Origin of the sequence: Streptomyces sp. NPDC085937 (assembly GCF_044540535.1) — a bacterium.
Lineage (GTDB): Bacteria > Actinomycetota > Actinomycetes > Streptomycetales > Streptomycetaceae > Streptomyces.
This window is the reverse complement of sequence record NZ_JBITSH010000016.1, coordinates 1-17,635: the sequence shown is the minus strand read 5'-3', so window position 1 is coordinate 17,635 and position 17,635 is coordinate 1. Positions and strand designations below refer to the sequence as shown.

Annotated in this window: 16 protein-coding genes; 6 read left to right on the top strand and 10 right to left on the bottom strand. The window is 72.7% G+C overall.

Annotation, left to right across the window (positions count from 1 at the left end):
• Positions 1-20: 20 nt before the first annotated feature.
• Positions 21-1,499, bottom strand: a complete 1,479-nt coding sequence (locus ACIF8S_RS27600; RefSeq protein ID WP_400002554.1) for a glutamate-cysteine ligase family protein — start codon at positions 1,497-1,499, stop codon at positions 21-23.
• Between the two features lie 312 nt (positions 1,500-1,811).
• On the opposite strand from ACIF8S_RS27600, the gene ACIF8S_RS27595 reads away from it, so the two are divergent.
• Positions 1,812-2,006: a DUF2795 domain-containing protein gene (locus ACIF8S_RS27595; protein WP_024887569.1), complete on the top strand. Its 195-nt coding sequence runs from the start codon at positions 1,812-1,814 to the stop codon at positions 2,004-2,006.
• Between the two features lie 73 nt (positions 2,007-2,079).
• Positions 2,080-2,493 (top strand): SRPBCC family protein, encoded by a 414-nt coding sequence (locus ACIF8S_RS27590; RefSeq protein ID WP_349796582.1) that lies wholly within the window; start codon positions 2,080-2,082, stop codon positions 2,491-2,493.
• On the opposite strand, the gene ACIF8S_RS27585 is transcribed toward ACIF8S_RS27590, so the two are convergent.
• Together ACIF8S_RS27585 and ACIF8S_RS27580 are read right to left on the bottom strand one after the other, a co-directional pair.
• Positions 2,467-3,444, bottom strand: coding sequence for a pentapeptide repeat-containing protein (locus tag ACIF8S_RS27585; RefSeq protein ID WP_400002552.1), 978 nt, complete (start codon positions 3,442-3,444; stop codon positions 2,467-2,469). The two genes, ACIF8S_RS27590 and ACIF8S_RS27585, sit on opposite strands and share 27 nt — an antisense overlap.
• A 161-nt stretch (positions 3,445-3,605) precedes the next feature.
• A complete protein-coding gene (locus ACIF8S_RS27580) occupies positions 3,606-4,190 on the bottom strand; it encodes a CGNR zinc finger domain-containing protein (protein ID WP_400002550.1) in 585 nt (194 codons plus the stop codon).
• A 113-nt stretch (positions 4,191-4,303) separates the two neighbouring features.
• On the opposite strand from ACIF8S_RS27580, the gene ACIF8S_RS27575 reads away from it, so the two are divergent.
• Entirely contained in the window at positions 4,304-4,996 is a 693-nt protein-coding gene (locus ACIF8S_RS27575; protein ID WP_400002548.1) for an SDR family oxidoreductase, read from the top strand.
• Positions 4,997-5,096: 100 nt separating this feature from the next.
• Here the strand turns inward: ACIF8S_RS27575 and ACIF8S_RS27570 are convergent, their stop codons facing one another.
• From ACIF8S_RS27570 to ACIF8S_RS27540, 7 genes are all read right to left on the bottom strand, one after another.
• Positions 5,097-5,879 (bottom strand): enoyl-CoA hydratase/isomerase family protein, encoded by a 783-nt coding sequence (locus tag ACIF8S_RS27570; RefSeq protein ID WP_400002546.1) that lies wholly within the window; start codon positions 5,877-5,879, stop codon positions 5,097-5,099.
• Entirely contained in the window at positions 5,876-7,141 is a 1,266-nt protein-coding gene (locus ACIF8S_RS27565; protein WP_400002544.1) for a cytochrome P450, read from the bottom strand. The genes ACIF8S_RS27570 and ACIF8S_RS27565 overlap by 4 nt, the downstream gene beginning before the upstream one ends.
• A gap of 103 nt (positions 7,142-7,244) precedes the next feature.
• Complete coding sequence (locus tag ACIF8S_RS27560; protein ID WP_400002543.1) at positions 7,245-8,591, bottom strand: cytochrome P450; 1,347 nt, start codon at positions 8,589-8,591, stop codon at positions 7,245-7,247.
• A 59-nt stretch (positions 8,592-8,650) separates the two neighbouring features.
• Positions 8,651-9,253, bottom strand: a complete 603-nt coding sequence (locus ACIF8S_RS27555) for a GTP-binding protein (RefSeq protein ID WP_400002542.1) — start codon at positions 9,251-9,253, stop codon at positions 8,651-8,653.
• A complete protein-coding gene (locus ACIF8S_RS27550) occupies positions 9,228-9,602 on the bottom strand; it encodes a DUF742 domain-containing protein (protein WP_349796568.1) in 375 nt (124 codons plus the stop codon). Before ACIF8S_RS27550 ends, ACIF8S_RS27555 begins: the two co-directional genes overlap by 26 nt.
• Entirely contained in the window at positions 9,602-10,000 is a 399-nt protein-coding gene (locus ACIF8S_RS27545; protein WP_024887559.1) for a roadblock/LC7 domain-containing protein, read from the bottom strand. The genes ACIF8S_RS27550 and ACIF8S_RS27545 overlap by 1 nt, the downstream gene beginning before the upstream one ends.
• Positions 9,997-11,208 (bottom strand): ATP-binding protein, encoded by a 1,212-nt coding sequence (locus tag ACIF8S_RS27540; protein WP_400002540.1) that lies wholly within the window; start codon positions 11,206-11,208, stop codon positions 9,997-9,999. The genes ACIF8S_RS27545 and ACIF8S_RS27540 overlap by 4 nt, the downstream gene beginning before the upstream one ends.
• Before the next feature lie 487 nt (positions 11,209-11,695).
• On the opposite strand from ACIF8S_RS27540, the gene ACIF8S_RS27535 reads away from it, so the two are divergent.
• The 3 genes from ACIF8S_RS27535 (at position 11,696) to ACIF8S_RS27525 (ending at position 17,456) form a co-directional block, all read left to right on the top strand.
• A complete protein-coding gene (locus ACIF8S_RS27535) occupies positions 11,696-15,466 on the top strand; it encodes a S8 family serine peptidase (protein ID WP_400002538.1) in 3,771 nt (1,256 codons plus the stop codon).
• A gap of 134 nt (positions 15,467-15,600) precedes the next feature.
• The gene (locus tag ACIF8S_RS27530; RefSeq protein ID WP_400002537.1) at positions 15,601-16,605 is read left to right on the top strand and encodes a helix-turn-helix domain-containing protein; all 1,005 of its coding nucleotides are present in this window, start codon (positions 15,601-15,603) and stop codon (positions 16,603-16,605) included.
• Between the two features lie 152 nt (positions 16,606-16,757).
• The gene (locus tag ACIF8S_RS27525; protein ID WP_400002535.1) at positions 16,758-17,456 is read left to right on the top strand and encodes a response regulator; all 699 of its coding nucleotides are present in this window, start codon (positions 16,758-16,760) and stop codon (positions 17,454-17,456) included.
• Positions 17,457-17,635: the final 179 nt, after the last annotated feature.

The following is a 17,635-nucleotide window of genomic DNA, read 5'->3' as shown; positions in this document are numbered from 1 at the left end:
GGGACCGCCACACCCACCGGTCACTCCACGGGCCAGGTGTGGACCGGGGCGTTGAGATGCATGTAGTCGATGTACTGCTGCGTCATACGGCGCAGGGCCTCGTGCCGCCCGCAGTGCGTGGTCGCGTCGATGTGGTGGAACATCTCCTTCTGCCACACCGCGCCGTTGCGCCCCGTCACACAGCGCTGCTCGATGATGCCGAGCAGCGGCTCCCGCCACGCGTCGTCCATGCCGGACAGCTCCAGACCCCGGTGCGCCAGCGGCAGCAGACGCCGCAGCACCAGCTCGGCCGCCGGGACCTCGCCCATCCCGGGCCAGTACAGCCGTGCGTCGATGCCGTACCGCGCCGCCGACCGCAGGTTGTCCTCCGCGGCGGAGAAGGACATCCGCGACCACACCGGCCGCTCCTCCTGCACCAGGCCCCGGGTGAGGCCGTAGTAGAAGGCGCCGTTGGCGAGCGTGTCGGCGACGGTGGGGCCGGCGGGCAGCACCCGGTTCTCGACGCGCACGTGCGGCTTGTCGCGGGAGACGGCGTACACCGGGCGGTTCCAGCGGTAGATGGTGCCGTTGTGCAGCGTCAGCTCGCCGAGGTCGGGGATGTCGCCGCGCATCAGCGTCTCCGCCGGGTCCTGGTCGTCGCACAGGGGGAGCAGGGCCGGGAAGTAACGCAGGTTCTCCTCGAAGAGGTCGAACACGCTGGTGATCCACCGCTCACCGAACCACACCCGGGGCCGCACCCCCTGCACCTTGATCTCCTCGGGGCGGGTGTCCGTGGCCTGCTCGAACAGCGGGATGCGGGTCTCGTGCCACAGCTCCTTGCCGAACAGGAAGGGCGAGTTCGCCGCGAGCGCCACCTGCACCCCGGCGATCGCCTGCGCCGCGTTCCAGTAGTCGGCGAACTGGTCCGGGTCGACCTGGAGGTGGAACTGCGTGCTGGTGCAGGCGGCCTCCGGTGTGATCGTGTCCGCGTAGGTGCGCAGCCGGTCGATGCCGGTCACCTCGATGTGCAGGTCCTCCCCGCGTGCCGCGAAGATCTGGTCGTTCAGCAGCCGGTAGCGCGGGTTCTCCGACAGCGCCCCCTCGCCGACGTCCTCGTGGCGCAGCGTGGGGAGGATGCCCGTCATGATCAGGTGGGTGCCGATCGACCGGGCGCGCTGCTCCGCGTGGTTCAGGGCGGAGCGGATCTCGGCCTCCCAGGCGTCGGGACCGCCCTCGGTGAGCCTGCGGGGCGCGATGTTGATCTCGAGGTTGAACCGTCCCAGCTCCGTGTCCCAGGCAGGGTCCGCGATGGCCTCCAGCGCGTCGGTGTTGCGCATGGCGGGCTCGGCGCGGTCGTCGACCAGGTTCAGCTCGATCTCCAGCCCCACCTGGGGCCGCTCGGCCTCGAAACGCGACTCGCGCAGCATCTGCGCCAGCGCGTCGAGGCACTGCTGCATCTTGATCCGGTAGCGGCGGCGGTCCTCGCGGGTGAAGGTGAGCGCCGGGACGTCCCGTCCCATCGGTCTCCCTCCAGGATGCTCGTCCTCGGAACCTGACCACCCCAGCGTCGCACCGGTGCGCGCCCGCGACCACGCGAGTCTCGCCGCCCGGGTACTTCGGCCAGGAAGCGCCCCCGGCTGTCCAGCAGCACGGTGCCGCCCCGCTCGGCCACGCCGCGCACCTCCACGGTGCCGCCGGTCTGCCGAGCACCCGCACGACGCGCCGCGCACTCGGCCGGACCTGCGAGGACGGTTGAATCGGCTCGCGGAGCGGGGGGTACCCGCCAGGTCCTCGCGCGGATCCGCCGCGCCGCTTCGTCAAGGGAGGCTGCCATGGCCGACCTCAGCCCGATCGACCTGCAGAAGGCACTGAAGGGCGCCGACTACCCCGCCGCCAAGGACGACCTCGTCTCGGTGGCGAAGAGCAACGGCGCCGACGACAACCTCGTCAAGAAGCTGTCGCAGACCGGGACCAAGCAGTTCGACGGCCCCAACGAGGTGCAGAAGGCCGTCTTCGGCAACGAGTGACCACGCGTGCCGGGGCCGCCCGCCGCCGCGGGCCGGTCCCGACCGCTCACGACCGACCGAGGACGGTGCACCGATGACCGAGTACGAGCGCTCGCACACCATGCCGGCCGCGCCGGAGCAGGTCTTCGACCAGGCGGCCAACATCGGCCAGATGGGTGACTGGCTGCCCGAGGAGCTGCATGTGCGCGCCGAGCGGCTGCCCGCCGTGACCGTGCACGAGGACCGCACCGACGAGGACACCTCGGCGCTGCTGCGCTCCGAGCGGGACCAGATGCGGATCGAATGGGGGACGCGGGAGCAGGGCGGCTACGCGGGCTGGCTCCAGGTCGCCGGCATCGACAGCGGGGCCAGCGAGGTGACCGTCCACCTCTCCTTCTTCGAGGACGGCCACGACCCGGGCGAACGGCAGGTGACCGACGCCCTCGACTCCAGCCTGCGGCGGCTGGAGCGCCAGGTCCGGCTACGCGTCGACAACGCCGCCGGCTGACTTCCAGTGCGCGGGGCGGGACAGCGACGGCGGCAGCGTCGTCGCGGTGTCGCCCCGCGCCGCGTTCACCTGCGCCTGGGTGAGGAACAGGGCGCCCGTGAGGTCGGCGCCTGCCAGGTCCGCGCCGCGCAGGTCGGCACCGATCAGGTCGGCGTCGCGCAGGTCCGCGCCCGACAGGTCGGCGCCGATCAGCAGCGCGCCCCGCAGACTCGCTCCGCGCAGGCCGGCGCCGGACAGCCGCGCGCCCGTCAGGTCGGCGCCGCGGTGCTCACGCCTGCGGCCCGGCACCCGGGCCCGGGTCAGCTCACTGGCCCGCAGCAGCAGGGGATTGACCTCACCACGCAGCGCGTTCACGTCGAGCGCGACCACCGACTCGGCCGTGCCCCGGGTCAGCTCGTCGATCCGTTCCAGTGCCCGGCGCAGCTCGGCGTGAACGGGGCGGGCCGCCGGGAGCGCCAGGGCCTCGGCGGTGTACGCGAGCAGTTCGTGCAGTTGCCGCATGACGGGGAACACCGCGAACATCGCGGATGCCGAGCCGGGTTCCCGCCGCCAGTCGGTGCCGCCGAAGGTGACCTGGGAGACCTTCTGCCCGGCGCCGAAGCAGTCGAAGACGGTGCAGCCCGGATAGCCCTCGTCGCGCAGGCGGGCGTGGATGCCGCAGCCGAAGTCGGACCGCAGATGACCGCAGGGCCGTCCGGCGGGCTTGTCCTCGGCGAAGTCGGAGGAGCGGGCGAACGGCAGGGCCACGCAGCACAGGCCGAAGCAGGCGGAGCAGTCGGCGCGCAGCGCCTCACGGTCCGCGGCGACGGGACCCGGTTCCGGACCGGTCTCCGGTTCGCGTTCGGGTGCGGCGGCCGTGGGGGGCCGGCCCGGTCCGGGGACGCGGTGCGTGCGCCGACGGGGCCGTCCGCCGCCGTGCGCGGACGAGCGGGCTCCGTGCTGTGGCGACACCGTGAACGCTCCTGAACGACGACGGGCACCCCGCGCCGGGGCGCCCAGAGAACGCCCCCCATTCTCGCAGACGGCGAGGTCGGGCCCCCGGCTGCCGGGTGCGTCGCAGGCCTCCTGAGGTCAGGGCCGCGCGTGGCGCGCCGTCGGTCGGGTTTTGCCCGTCAGCCGGTCTCGGTCGCCCGCTGCTTGCGGCGGGCGCGTGACGCGCGCAGGTTCGCGGCGTTCCCGCAGCGGCGCACGTCGTGCCAGACCCCGCTGTTGTTGCGCGAGCGGTCGTAGAACGCGGACCGGCAGGAGGGTTTGCGGCACAGCTTGAGCCGCTGCCAGGTGCCCTCCGCCTGCGCGAGCAGCACCTGGGCCCAGACCGCGGCCTCCAGCCACGCACCGGGGCCGCCGACGGGTACCAGGGCGACCCGGCCCTCCTCGTCGAGGCCGGGCCGCAGGGAGACGTCGGTGGGGGCCGGGACCGGCTCCGCCTCACCGGTGACCAGGCCGGTCAGGCGGCCCCGCAGCTCCCGCACCCGCCGCAGGTCGTCCGCCCCCGGCGCTCCGGAGGGGCCGGGCCACCCCTGCGCCTTCGCCCAGGCGGCGGCGGTGTCGGACAGCCACCGGCCGCCGGTGGCGTCGTCGGCGAGCACGTCGTCGCCGTACGGCGGGATCGCCAGGGTGTTGAGGAGCTCCTGCACCAGCGCCAGGCCGCCCGGGGCGGGGCTGATCCGGTAGCGCTCGGTCGACGTCCAAGACATAGGTCAATCGTACTTGACTCTGTCGCGTTCGGGGCTCACTCTCATGACACAAGCAAACCGCTTTTGACTATGTCTCTCACGTAGTGCAGACACGCGAGGAGTGTGGATCCGTCATGACCGAGATCAAGGGAGCCCGTGTACTGGTCACCGGTGGCCAGCGAGGGCTGGGCAAGGCCTTCGCGGCCGCGCTGCTGGAGGCCGGCGCGGCCACGGTGTACGTCACGGCACGCCGGCCCGTGCCGGAGACGGACCCCCGGCTGGTGCCGCTGGCGCTGGAGGTCACCGACGAGGCGTCCGTGGCCCGGCTGGTGGAGCAGGTCCCGGACGTCGACATCGTGGTGAACAACGCGGGCGCCACGATCCCGGGCGGTCTGCTGGGCAACGACACCGACCAGGTGGCGCACCTCTTCGACATCAACGTCCTGGGCCCGCTGCGCATCGCGCAGGCCCTCGCCCCGGTGCTCGCCCGCAAGGGCGGGGGAGCCCTGGTCAACGTGCACTCCGTGCTGTCGTGGGCGGCGGGCACCGGGGCGTACGGCGTCAGCAAGGCCGCGCTGTGGTCGCTCACCAACTCGCTGCGCTCGGAGCTGGCCGCACAGGGCACCCAGGTCGTCGGCGTCCACCTGGGCTACACCGACACCGACATGGTGCGGGCGCTCGACGTGCCGAAGAACGACCCACGTGACGTGGCGGAGCAGGTGGTCCAGGCGCTGCTGAAGGGCGAGAGCGAGGTGCTCGCCGACGAGGTGACCCGCCACTTCAAGGCCGCGCTGTCGGGCCCGGTCGAGGGACTCGCGGTGGCCTGACCCGTCCGCCGGGTCCCACCCGCGAAGCGCGGGACGGCGCCGCCCACCGGACCCGGTGGGCGGCGCCGTCCCTGTGCGTGGCGCGGTGGCGGCTCCCGGGTCAGCGGGCGGCGCGCTGCTGGGTGAGGACCGCCGACAGCAGTTCGGGGTCGAACAGCGAGACGTCGGCCAGCCGGGTCGGCGCGGCGAGGGAGTTGAGCATCGCCTTGGTGACCCGTACAGCCGACGCCGGCCGCCGTACGACGGGCCTGGCCCACGCCATGACGGCGGCGTCGAGCTCCTGCGCCGGCACCACCTTGTGCAGGACGGACAGCGCGAGGGCCTCCTGGGCGTCGAAGACCCGGGCGGTGAGGATCAGCTCCCGCACCCGGGCCACGCCCACCTCGCTGATCAGCCGGGGGAGCAGCCCGCCCCACGCGGGCGGCACCCCCAGCGCGAGCTCGGGCAGTCGGAAGGTGGCGGTGTCCACGCCCACCCGCAGATCACAGGCGAGCACGAGCCCCACGCCCGCGCCGACCGCCCGGCCCTGGACCCGGGCGACGGTGACGGCGGGGTGGGTGGTCAGGGCCTCGCACACCCGCAGCGCCTTCGCGCCGGAGACGCGTATGCCGCCGCCGGTGGGGTCCTCGTCCAGGTGCCGGGGGAACTCCCGCCGGTCGCCGCCGAGGCAGAACTCCTCCCCGGCCGCCGCCAGCACCAGGACCCGCACCTCGGGATCCTGGTCGCCGAGGACGGTCAGGAGGTCGTCCAGCATGGCGTCGCCGACCGCGTTCCCCTCCTCGGGGACGTTCAACTCGACGGTGAGGATCGGCCCTTGTCTGTAGGTGCGCACGGTCTTGAGCACCCGGTCGGCGGGGAGTTCGGTCAGGGGCTGGGCGGTCATACGGTCACCTTCAGGGACGTGATGCGGCGGAAGACGAGGCGGGAGTTGTCGTAGGCGGGCGGCCCGGCCGGCCGCAGCGTGGGGAAACGTTCCAGTATCTGGGCGACCGCCTCGCGTGCCTCGAACCGGGCGAGGGGGGCGCCGAGGCAGTAGTGCGGGCCGCTGCCGAAGGTGATGTGGCCGCCGTCGCGCAGGATGTCGAAGACGTGCGGGTCCGGGTTGCGCCGGGGGTCGTGGGCCGCCGCGCCGTACAGGATGTGCACGGTGGTGTCCTTGGCGAGCGGGGTGCCCGCGAGGATCGTGTCGTCGGCGGCCACATGGGAGTTGAGCCACACCGGCGGGTCGTAGCGCAGCGTCTCCTCGATCAGGTCGTCGAGGTGCTCCGGATGTGCCCGGAGCCACTCCGCGCGGGCGGGCTCCTGGGTGGCGTACCGCACCGCGTTGGTCAGCAGCACCGCGCTGGTCTCCAGCGAGGCGATGGTGATGAACATGGTCAGGTGGTAGATGACCCGCGCCGCCGCCTCCGGGTCGTCCGGGAACTGCGCGTCCCAGTGGTGGATCCAGCCGGTGAGGACATCGTTGCCAGGGTGCGCCCGCCGGTCGCGGATCAGCTCCCCGAAGAAGGCCCTCATCTCCATCGTGGCCTGGCCCGCGAGCGCCAACTGCTCCTTGGTGGGGAACAGTTCCTGCGCGTACGCCTGCCGGTGGGCGAAGTCCAGGACGTACGCGTGGTGCTCCTCGGGGATGCCCAGCCACTCACCGACCGTGCGGACCGGGAGGAGTTCGGCGACCGTCCGGACGAAGTCGGCCTCCCCGTCCTCCCGCAGGCGCCGCTCCAGGTCGTCCAGCAGGCCGGAGACGAGCCGGGCGATCGTCGGACGCATGCCCTCCAGGGTGGTGCGGTCGAAGGGGTTGCCCAGCGCCCGGCGCTGACAGGTGTGGGACGGGGCGTTGATGCGGGAGAGGGTGCCGGTCAGCTCCTGGGTGGCGAGCTCCTGCCAGCGGCGCGGGTCGGGCTGGCGCTCCTGCCAGGCGAAGTCGGGCACCAGCCAGTTCCTGCCGCGCAGGACCTGGCTGCATGCCTCGAACGAGGTGACGAAGTAGGCGCCCCAGGGGGCGCGTACCACGTCCCCCAGAGAGCGCAGACCTTCCCAGACGGGCAGGGGGTCGGCCTGCCCCTCCGGCGAACGGAGGTGACGGAGAAGGGAAATGACGGCTCGGCGGTCACTGATGGTCCCGCTTATGTCGCCAACGGCGGTCACGTGGTGCTCCTTTGGCTGGACGCTACCGTTACCGCCGGAACCTACCCCTCCACCTGCGTGGGTCATGTGTCGTTGAGTGTTGCACCTGTCACATGCCCCACTGTCAGACGCGGAAGACGTCCAGGAAGCTGCTCCAGAACCCCTTCCTGCGCGTGGGGGCCTGCCGGGACGGCTCGGACGGCGTCGCCGGCCCGGGCCGCGCACCCGGGGCGTCGCCGGCCCGCTCGCGCAGCGCGGCGGCCGTACGGGTCGCCGGGGTGGGGCTGAAGGTCACCGGAAGCGACACCAGGGCCCGGTGGAACGGCCCGGGCCGCCACTCCAGTTCCTTCTCAGCCACCGCCAGGGCGAGGTCGGGCAGCGCGTTGAGCAGCCGTTCCACCGCGGTGGTCGCGATGACCTGCGCCGGGTCCTTCGCCGGACAGGCGTGCGGCCCCGCACCCCACGCCAGGTGGGCGCCCTTGCTGTGCGCGCGGCGGGCCTCCGCCAGCGCGGGATCGGCGTTGGCGCCGGCGAAGGAGATGACGACCGGGGTGTCGGCCTCGGCCACATGACCGCCCAGGTCGACGTCCCGCACCGGATAGTGGGTGGCGTAGTTGGCGATCGGCGTCTGGTTCCACAGCACGTGGTCCACCGCCTCCTCGATCAGCATGCCGCTCTGCCGGCCGCCCGCCCCGGCCAGCAGCAGCATCAGCGAGCTGCTGATGAGGCTGCGCTCCGGCTCGATGCCCGCCCCCATCAACAGCACCAGCTGGTCCTTGAGTTCCTCGTCGGTCAGCCCGGCGGGGTGCTGGATCAGCCACGAGGTGACGTCGTCCCCCGGCTGCCGGCGCTTCAACGCGATCAACTGCATGAGCGACGCGGTGAGTTCCTCGTTCGCCCGCAGCGCGTCCTTGCCGTCGAAGATCGCCGACACTGCGGAGGTGACGGTGTCCCCGATGTCCGCGGGGCAGCCGAACAGCTTGTTGAACAGCAGCAGCGGCAGCAGCTTGGCGTAGTCGCCTATCAGGTCGGCCCGGCCCAGCTCGCTGAACCGGTCGATCAGATAGTCGGCGATCGGCTCGACGTCACGCCGGATGCGCGTGGTGTTGAGCCGGGCCAGACTGTCCACCACGGCCTTGCGCAGCCGCAGATGCACGGCGCCGTCGGTGAACAGACAGCTCGGCCGGTACGCCATCATGGGCAGCACCGGGCTGTCCAGGGGCACACGGCCCTCGTTCAGGGCCTTCCAGCGGCGGGCGTCACGGGCGAACAGCTCCGTGTTCTGCAGCACCCGCAGCGCCATCTCGTGCCCGACCACCAGGGTGGCGTCCACACCGGGGGCGAGCTCGACCGGACCTGCCGGGGCGTGCTCGCGCAGCCCGTCGTACACCCGGTGCGGGTCCGTGGCGAAGGCCGTGTCGTGCATGGGGCATCTGCCGGCACCCGACGCGGACGTGGAGTGAGGTTCCATGAAGTCTTCCTTAGTGATCCGAGGGACCGGTGCCCCCGGCCCGGGCGGACGCGAGGAGGTCAGGCCGCGCGGTCGAGCAGGTGCCGGACCAGGGAGATCAGCGCCTGGGCGGACGACCGCTGGTCACGCGCGTCGCAGTAGACGACCGGTGTGTCCGGCAGCAGGTCCAGCGCCTCACGCACCTCCGCCTCCGCGTACGTGGTGGCGGGGTCGAAGCAGTTGACGGCGATGGCGTACTCCAGGCCGTACCCCTCGACCAGGTCGATGACCGGGAAGGTCTCCTCCAGCCGGGCCGGGTCGACCAGCAACAGCGCCCCCAGCGCCCCGCGCGCCATGTCCTCCCACAGCTGCATGAAGCGCTGCTGGCCCGGCGTGCCGAAGAGGTACAGCACCAGGTCGTCGCTGAGGGTGAGACGGCCGAAGTCCAGGGCGACCGTGGTGGTGGTCTTGTCGGTGACCCCCCTGAGGTCGTCGACGTGGACGGACGCCTGGGTCATCTTCTCCTCGGTGCGCAGCGGAGTGATCTCCGACAGCGAGCCGATGAAGGTCGTCTTGCCCACGGCGAAGTGCCCGACGACGAGGATCTTTGCGGCGTTGGTCACCGCGCTGGAGACGTAGATGGACTTCTGGGCCGTCTCAGCCGATGAGGGATTGGAGTCCATTCAGAACCTTCTCGAGGGTCGCTCTGTCAACGTTCTGGGCCCGGGGCGGCTCGGCCCGCCGGAGCAGGTGCCCCTGTTCCGCTAAATCCGTGAGCAGCAGCCGGGCCACCCCGACCGGCAGGCCGAGGTGGCCGGCCACCTCGGCGACCGACAGGTAGCCACCCGAGCACAGCTCCCAGATCGCCCTCACCTCGGGGCCGGCACCGAGCGGCATCGTCCGCCCGGGGGCCAGCGTGACCAGCGTGTGCAGCGCCAGTTCGTCCGAGGAAGGCAGGCTCCGGCCGCCGGTGATGACGTAGGAGCGGACGAAGTCACTGGTGACGGGTGATTCCTCGCCGGGTGCCGTCATCAGCCGACACCGTTGTCGGAGCGAGGCGCGATGCTCATCGCCTTGTTCAGCGCCGTCACCGTCTTCTGCATACGGAACGACATGGCCTCCATGTCGACGTCCACCGCCGCCGAGACCGCCAGGTAGGAGCCCTGCCCGGCCGCGATGAGGAAGATCCAGCCGCCGTCGTACTCCAGCAGCGTCTGCTTCCAGATGCCGTGCCCCGCACCGACGAAGCCCGCGACCGCACGGCTGAGGGACTGCATCGAGCTCATCGCGGCGGCGTTGGTCTCGGCGTCGTCGCGTGAGATGTCGTCCGAACGCTGGAGCAGCAGGCCGTCACCCGAGACGAGGATCGCGTGCCGGGCGCCGCGCACCTCGAGGACGTCGTTCAGCACCCACGACAGGTCGGTGTTCACTGGTGGTCAGGTCCTTCCGTGGTGTTCGTGGTCCGTCCGAGCTGGGTGCCGCGTGCGAACGCCCCGAGGCGCGACGCGGTCACCTCGCCGGACGACTCGGTGGTCTCCTCGTCGAGGTCGGTGGCTTCCGGCGGGGCCGGCACCACCGCGATGGGGCCCTGACGGCGGCGCCGCTTGGGCAGCCCCCCGGACGTCGTGCCCACCACGCGCGACGGGCCCACGGGGACCGGCGTCAGGCGCTGGGGGGTGCTCTCCTGCTCCGGCTCGGCAGGCTCCTGCTCCGGCTCGGCCGGCGCGACGACATCGGCCGACAGCAGCTCGTCCGGCACCCGGATCACCGCACGCACACCGCCGTACGGGGACACCGAGCCGACGGAGACGGCGAAGCCGTAGCGGTTGGCGAGCATGCCGCACACCGCGAAACCGAACCGGGGCGGGTCGCCGAGTCCGGTGATGTCGACCGGGCCGTCGGCGGACAGCAGCGTCGCCGCCCGGTCCTTGGTCTCCTGGTCCATGCCCAGACCGGCGTCGTCGACGATGAAGCACACACCCGTCGGCACGGCCTGGATGTTGACCTCCACCGGGGTGCCCGGGGCGCTGTAGGTCGTGGCGTTGTCCAGCAGTTCGGCCAGCACCACGGCCACCGGCTCGACCGCCTTGCCGGCCACGGCGACGCTCACCTGGGCGTGGATGCTCACCCGGTTGAAGTCCTTGATGCGGCCCTGGGCGCTGCGGGCCACGTCGTAGACGGTCGCCGCGCCGTCGCGCCGGCCCAGCCAGCCGCCGCACAGTACCGAGATGCCCTTGGCCCGGCGGCTGAACTGGCTGCCGGTGTGGTCGACGGACATCAGGTCGGCCAGCACCTCGCTGTCGTTGCCGTACTTCTTCAGCAGTCCGTCGAGGAGCAGTTGCTGTTCCTCGGCCAGCGACTGCAGGGTGCCCATGGCCGACTTGAGCACCGCCTTGGTGGACGACTCGGCGTCCGCCCGCACCTCGGCGAGCTCACCCCGGTGATGTGTGTCCAGCGCGGTGATGTGGGTCTGCAGTTGCTCGATCCGGCCCTGGGCCTGGCCCAGACCCGATTCCAGGTCCTTCCTCGTTCTTCGGAGAGCCAGATTGGTCCTCCGGGCCCGCAGCACTGCGAGGACCGCAGCGGCGAGCACCACCAGCAGGATCCACAGCAGTGGATCCTCGATCAATGACGTCATGAGACTCTCTTCAAGTCGCATCGCGTCGGCAGCATGAGAGGTCCGCACACACGGGAATCCGGTCCGGGCCGTCGAGCGGCGCGGACCCACGGCGGGACAAGCCTCAACTCCTCAGCGATGGGGCCTTAGAGACTGTCCCCCGTACGCGTTCATGACGCGTCGCCAGCCTGCTGAAAGTCCGATGATCGTATCAGGGTCGGCGTGGCAACACGCCTGGTCCCGGTGCTACTTGACAACCCTTACGAGAAGTTCACACAGGGGCCTTGCGTCGCACCGTGACCGAACCTCCCGACCGCGCCCACGAGTTCCCCGGCCGGCGTGTCGCCCTTGCGCCATGTCCCACCTGTGCCACGGCAAAACGGTGACACGGCCCGCGTCCGCGGCGGACTCTGTGCAGCACCGACGGCACCGCGGGCCGCGTGAACAGCAGGAGAACGCGGCGTAGGACACGCCGCGTACGACGGAGGGCACAGGAGTGAAGAGACGGATGCGTATCGCGGCGGCCGTCGCGGCGGGGCTGACCCTGTCCGCCGGCGCCGTGACACCGGTCGCGGCCGACCCGCGGGGCGGCCCGGCCGCCACCGACCGGACGGCCGCCACCCGGGGAACGGCCGCCACGGCGGCGGACACCGGCGCCACCGTGCGCCTGATCACCGGTGACCGGGTCACCGTCCGCACGGACGTGAACGGGCGGCACACCGCCTCGGTGGTGCCGGGGGAGGGGCGACGGCACATCCTCTTCCGCACGATCGAGGAGGACGGACACCTCACCGTCCTGCCGTCCGACGCGGCCGGACTCGTCACGGCCGGGCGCCTGGACCGCGGTCTGTTCGACGTCACCGCGCTGATCGCCCAGCGCTACGACGAGGCGCACACCGACACCCTGCCGCTGATCGTCGGGGACGGCGCGGGCGTGCCGGACTCCTCGCTGCGGCGCCTCACGGGCCTGGCCGCCGAGGGGACACCGGTCCGCCGCCTGGAGACCATCGACGCCGACGCCGTACGGGTCCCGGCCGAGGACCTCGGCGCGTTCTGGAAGCGCCTCGCCCCCGCGGGCGACGGCTTCTCCCGCGCCGCCGCCGTGCCCCGCGTCTGGCTGGACGGCCGGGTGCGCGCCGCCCTGGACCGCAGCACCGCGCAGATCGGCGCCCCCGAGGTGTGGAAGTCCGGTCACCGCGGCGAGGACGTCAAGGTCGCCGTCCTGGACACCGGCGTCGACGCCACCCACCCCGACCTGACCGGACGCGTCAGCGAGGCCCAGGACTTCTCCGGCAGCTCCGGCACCGGCGACGCCTTCGGGCACGGCACCCACGTCGCCTCCATCGTCGGCGGTTCCGGCGCCGCCTCCGGAGGCACCCGCAAGGGCGTGGCGCCCGGCGCCGACCTGCTGATCGGCAAGGTCCTCGGCGACGACGGCTTCGGCACCGAGTCCCAGGTCATCGACGGCATGGAGTGGGCCGTCGCCCGGGGCGCCGACGTGGTCAACATGTCCCTCGGCTCGGACGCGCCGAGCGACGGCACCGACCCGATGAGCCAGACCCTGAACGAACTCTCCGCCGCCTCCGACGCGCTGTTCGTCGTCGCCGCGGGCAACGCCGGCCCGGGCCGGGGGACGATCGGATCCCCCGCCGCCGCGGACGCCGCCCTCACGGTCGGCGCGGTGGACCGGGACGACTCCCTCGCGGACTTCTCCAGCCGCGGCCCCCGCATCGGTGACGACGCGGTCAAGCCCGACGTCACCGCGCCCGGCGTCGGCATCGTGGCCGCACGCGCGGCCGGCACCACCATGGGCCAGGTCGTCGACGCCTCCTACGTGGCCGCCTCCGGCACCTCGATGGCGGCCCCGCATGTCGCGGGCGCCGCCGCGCTCCTCGCCCAGCAGCACCCCGACTGGCCCGCGAGCCGCATCAAGGACGCGCTCACCAGCACCGCCCGCACGATCGAAGGGCAGCTGGTCACCGAACAGGGCGGCGGCCGCATCGACGTCGCAGCGGCGGCCCGCACACCGGTCGTCGCCACCGCCACCCTGGCCCTCGGCACGTACGGCACCGAGGACACCGGCACCCGCACGCACACCGTGCGCTACACCAACGTCTCCGGCACGGACGTCACCCTCGACCTGCGCGCCGCCCTCGCCACCAGCGGCGGACGGGAGATCGCCGACGGCGTACTGACCCCCGGCTCCCGTACCGTCACCGTCCCGGCCGGCGGCACCGCCGAGGTACCGCTCACCGTGGACCCGGCCCGTGCCGCCAAGGGCGACTACTACGGCCACCTCACGGCCACCGCCGCCGACGGCTCGGTCACCGTGCACACCACGCTCAGCCTCGTCGTGCGCGGCCCCGTGCACCGGCTCAAGGTCGTCTCGTACGACAACGACGGCAACCGCGTCGACGCCCTGCCGATGATCTGGGGCGCCGAGGGCTTCGTCGGCTACACCGACCGGGACAACGCCGTCGCCGAGGTCGAGGAGGGCACCTACCAGCTGACCTCCGGCAGCATCGAGCAGGTGGACGGCGAGGAGGTCCTGCGGCAGGTCGTCCTGCCGGACATCAAGGTCACCAAGGACACCACCGTCGTGGTCGACCCGCGCAAAACGGTCAAGGTCGAGATCCGCACCCCCAAGCCCGCCGAACAGCGCGGCGTCCTCAGCTACCAGACGTACCGTGAGATCGACGGGCACGCCTGGATCGACGGCACGATGTACTTCGACATCGCCACCGCGCTCTACGTCAGCCCCACCCCCGAAGTCACCGACGGCACTTTCGAGTTCGCCTCCCGCTGGCAGCTCGTCGCCCCGCTGCTCGAAGCCGGCGTCGTCGGCGGCGCCGGTCTCGACGCCTACTACATGCCCGAGTCGCCCCTGTTCGACCAGCGGGGCGAGCGGCTCCGGGCGGTGGACGCGGGCACCGTGGAGTCACCCGACTTCCGCAAGGCCCGCGGCCGGCTCGCCGTCGTCACCGACGAACGGGGAGAGGCCGGTCCGCAGCTGGCACAGCGGGCCGCCGCGGCCGGCGTCCGCGCCGTGCTGGTCGTGAACTTCGCCGCCACCGGCTGGACGCGCTGGACACCGCACGGGGAGCGCTGGAAGGTCCCCGTCGTCCGCATCGGCTCCGACGCCGGCGCCGACCTGCTGAAGCGCGTCGAGCGGCGCACCACCACCGTCGCCTTCGGCGGCACCGCCCGCAGCCCTTACCTGTACGACGTCATGCAGATCAGCGAGGGACGCATCCCCGAGCGCGTGGTGCACACGGTGTCGGAGCGCAACAGCGCCGTGGTGCGCTCCGAGTACCCGGACAACGGCGGGGTGGAGTGGGCCGCCGAGCAGCGGTTCGCCCGCCGGCCGTACCAGGAGTTCACCTGGCTGCAGTACACCCGTCACGTGCCGACCGCGTTCACCCGCACCGAGTACGTCAGCTCCGGCACCACCGAGTGGGAGCACGTGGTGCACCACCGGACGGTCGGTGACGTCGACTCGCCGCTGGACGCCGGACTCAGGGACACGCCCCGCACCTTCCGCGCCGGTGAGCAGGTGCGCGAGCGGTGGCAGGGGGCCGTGGTGCGGCCCTCCGTCCCGCGCGCGGGCGTCCCGGCCACCGTCCGCGAGGGGAACGTGATGCGGCTGCGTGTCCCCGAGTTCACCGACTCCGCCTCCGGCCACTGGTCCCGGCTGACCCCCGGCGGCGGCACGGGCATCGGCGTCCGGGCGCCCGCGCCGGAGACCGCCTCGGCCGAGCTGACCCGCGACGGCAGGAAGCTGGCCGACCTCGCGGACGCCTGGCAGGACGTCGAGGTGCCCGCCGGCGACGCCGAGTACCGGCTGCGCCTGCGCACCACCCGTGACTCCGCGGAGTGGGCGTACGGCACCGCGACCGACACCACCTGGACGTTCCGGTCGGGCTCGACCTCCGCCGCGGCCTCACTGCCGCTGCTCCAGGTCGACTACGATGTCCCGGTCGACGAGCGCAACACCGTCGGGCGCGGCAGGTCCCACACCCTGCTGCTGACGGTCCGCCACCAGGACGGTCTCGCCGCTCCGCGCGGGGTGCGCACGACGGTCGAGGTCTCCTACGACGACGGCCGGCGCTTCACCGAGGTGCCGGTGCGGGCCAGGAAGGACGGCACCTTCGCGGCCACCGTCACCCGGCCGGCCGGCGTCCGGGGCGACGCGTTCGTGACGCTGCGCGTCACCGCGAGGGACGCGGCCGGTGCCTCGGTCCGGCAGACCGTGACCCGCGCGTACGGGCAGCGCGGCTGACCCACGGGAGTAGTAAGAGGTCCCAGGTGCGGCGGGGGAGCGGACGTCATGGTCCGTTCCTCCGCCGCACACCTCTATGTTGTACGGTATTCAACGGTTCAAGCGATTGAATACCGCCGTGCGGGGAGGGCGCCGTGACGCTGGAGGCCGCCGGGGTCACCGGACCGGAAGAGACCGTCTACCGCCTGCTGGTGACGATGGGCGCGGCCACCGCCCAGGAGGTCGCCGACCGGTCCGGCCTCGACCCCGCCCACACCCGGCACGTGCTGGACGCGCTGGCCGCCAAGAACATGGCCAGTCAGAGCGACGGACTGCCCCGGCGCTACCGCGCCACCCCTCCCGACGTGGCCCTGCTGCCCCGCCTCAAGCGCCGGGCCGACGCGCTCGACGTCGCGCGGGCCGAGGCGACCGGTCTGCTGGAGTCCTACCGCGAGACCATGCGCCGCCAGGACCACGGCCAGCTCATCGAGGTCATCACCGGCGCCGAGGCGCTGCGCCAGCACCTGCGGCAGATCCAGGACGGCGCCCGCGACGAGATGCTGTGGTTCTGCAAGGCCCAGTACGTGGCCATGCCGTCGGGCAGCAACCGCTCCGAGTACGAGGCACTGGGCCGGGGCGTGCGCTACCGCGTGCTGTACGAGAAGGCGTTCTTCGACGACGAGGGCGCCGTGGATAACGTTGTCGAGGGTGTCCGGGCAGGTGAACTGGCCCGTGCGGTGCCCCATCTGCCGCTGCGGCTGGCCGTGGCGGACCGCGCCATCGCGATCTGCCCGCTGGTCCCGGGCGGCCCCTACGGCAGCCCCGAGGAACCCACGTCCGCGCTGGTCCGGGACAGCAATCTGCTCGCCGCCCTGATCGCCCTCTTCGAACGCTACTGGGAGGACGCCGTCCCTCTGGTCGTCGACGACACCGGCGCCGTCGCGGGCACCGACGCCGCAGACGGTCCCGACCCGCTCGGCGCCACCGACCGGCGGCTGCTGGCGCTGCTGGTCGCCGGGGTGGCGGACAAGGCCGTCGCCACCCAGATGGGGCTCAGCCGGCGTACCGTGCAGCGCCGCATCCAGCGCATGATGGAACTGGCCGGGGCCACCACCCGGATGCAGCTCGCCTGGCAGGCGGCCCGGCGCGGCTGGCTCTGACGCGGAGCGAGGCCGGCGGCGGCGGTGATGCCTCCGAGCGGGTGGAGACGGGCACGGAAGCGGCGGATCAGGGCCGAACGGCCCTGGCCGTCCGGCCCGGGACCGGCGAGGATCCTGAGGGAACACGCCACGCGCGGAGCAAGGAGCACTTGATGGCGGACGGCGAGCGGCCCGGCCCCGACGACCCGATCAGGGTCTTCCTCCTGGACGACCACGAGGTGGTCCGGCGCGGGGTGCACGACCTGCTGAACGACGAACCCGACATCACGGTGGTCGGCGAGGCCGCCACCGTAGAACAGGCCCTGGTCCGCGTACCCGCCCTGCGCCCGCGGGTCGCCGTCCTCGACGTCCGGCTGCCCGACGGGGACGGCGTCACCGTGTGCCGCGAACTGCGCTCCCGGATGCCCGACCTGGCCTGTCTGATGCTCACCTCCTTCGACGACGAGGAGGCCCTGCTGGACTCGATCATGGCCGGCGCCTCCGGCTACGTCCTGAAGCAGATCCGCGGATCCGACCTCGTGGAGGCGGTCCGCACGGTCGCGCGCGGCCAGTCGCTGCTCGACCCGAGCGCCACCACCAAGCTCATGGCCCGGCTGCGCGGCGGTCCGCGGCAGGAGCCGGAGGAGCCGGACGCCCTGCCGGGGCTCACCGACCGGGAGCGGGAGATCCTCGCGCTGATCGGCGAGGGGCTGACCAACCGGCAGATCGGCCGGCGCCTCTACCTCGCGGAGAAGACCGTGAAGAACCACATCTCCCGGCTGCTGGCCAAGCTCGGGGTCGAGCGGCGCATCCAGGCCGCCGTGATCGCCACCGAGGCCCGCGACCGCCTGCGCCACGGCAACGGCCACTGACCGCCGGCGCGGCAACGGCCACTGACCGCCCGGCGCGAGAACGGCCATCTGACGCCGTGGGCCCCGGCCGGACAAATGTCCGGCCGGGGCCCCCGGCGGGCCCGGCCGGCGGTGCGTCGCGGGGGGCCCGGGGGGGGGTGTGCGCGGGGGACCCGGCGGCGGGCGCGGCGGCCCGCCCG

What these genes read in the sequence shown, in the direction of transcription:
- ACIF8S_RS27600 (WP_400002554.1), bottom strand. Translation starts at nt 1,499, where the DNA reads ATGGGACGGGACGTCCCGGCGCTCACCTTCACCCGCGAGGACCGCCGC.
- ACIF8S_RS27595 (WP_024887569.1), top strand. Translation starts at nt 1,812, where the DNA reads ATGGCCGACCTCAGCCCGATCGACCTGCAGAAGGCACTGAAGGGCGCC.
- ACIF8S_RS27590 (WP_349796582.1), top strand. Translation starts at nt 2,080, where the DNA reads ATGACCGAGTACGAGCGCTCGCACACCATGCCGGCCGCGCCGGAGCAG.
- ACIF8S_RS27580 (WP_400002550.1), bottom strand. Translation starts at nt 4,190, where the DNA reads ATGTCTTGGACGTCGACCGAGCGCTACCGGATCAGCCCCGCCCCGGGC.
- ACIF8S_RS27575 (WP_400002548.1), top strand. Translation starts at nt 4,304, where the DNA reads ATGACCGAGATCAAGGGAGCCCGTGTACTGGTCACCGGTGGCCAGCGA.
- ACIF8S_RS27570 (WP_400002546.1), bottom strand. Translation starts at nt 5,879, where the DNA reads ATGACCGCCCAGCCCCTGACCGAACTCCCCGCCGACCGGGTGCTCAAG.
- ACIF8S_RS27560 (WP_400002543.1), bottom strand. Translation starts at nt 8,591, where the DNA reads ATGGAACCTCACTCCACGTCCGCGTCGGGTGCCGGCAGATGCCCCATG.
- ACIF8S_RS27555 (WP_400002542.1), bottom strand. Translation starts at nt 9,253, where the DNA reads ATGGACTCCAATCCCTCATCGGCTGAGACGGCCCAGAAGTCCATCTAC.
- ACIF8S_RS27550 (WP_349796568.1), bottom strand. Translation starts at nt 9,602, where the DNA reads ATGACGGCACCCGGCGAGGAATCACCCGTCACCAGTGACTTCGTCCGC.
- ACIF8S_RS27540 (WP_400002540.1), bottom strand. Translation starts at nt 11,208, where the DNA reads ATGACGTCATTGATCGAGGATCCACTGCTGTGGATCCTGCTGGTGGTG.
- ACIF8S_RS27535 (WP_400002538.1), top strand. Translation starts at nt 11,696, where the DNA reads ATGCGTATCGCGGCGGCCGTCGCGGCGGGGCTGACCCTGTCCGCCGGC.
- ACIF8S_RS27525 (WP_400002535.1), top strand. Translation starts at nt 16,758, where the DNA reads ATGGCGGACGGCGAGCGGCCCGGCCCCGACGACCCGATCAGGGTCTTC.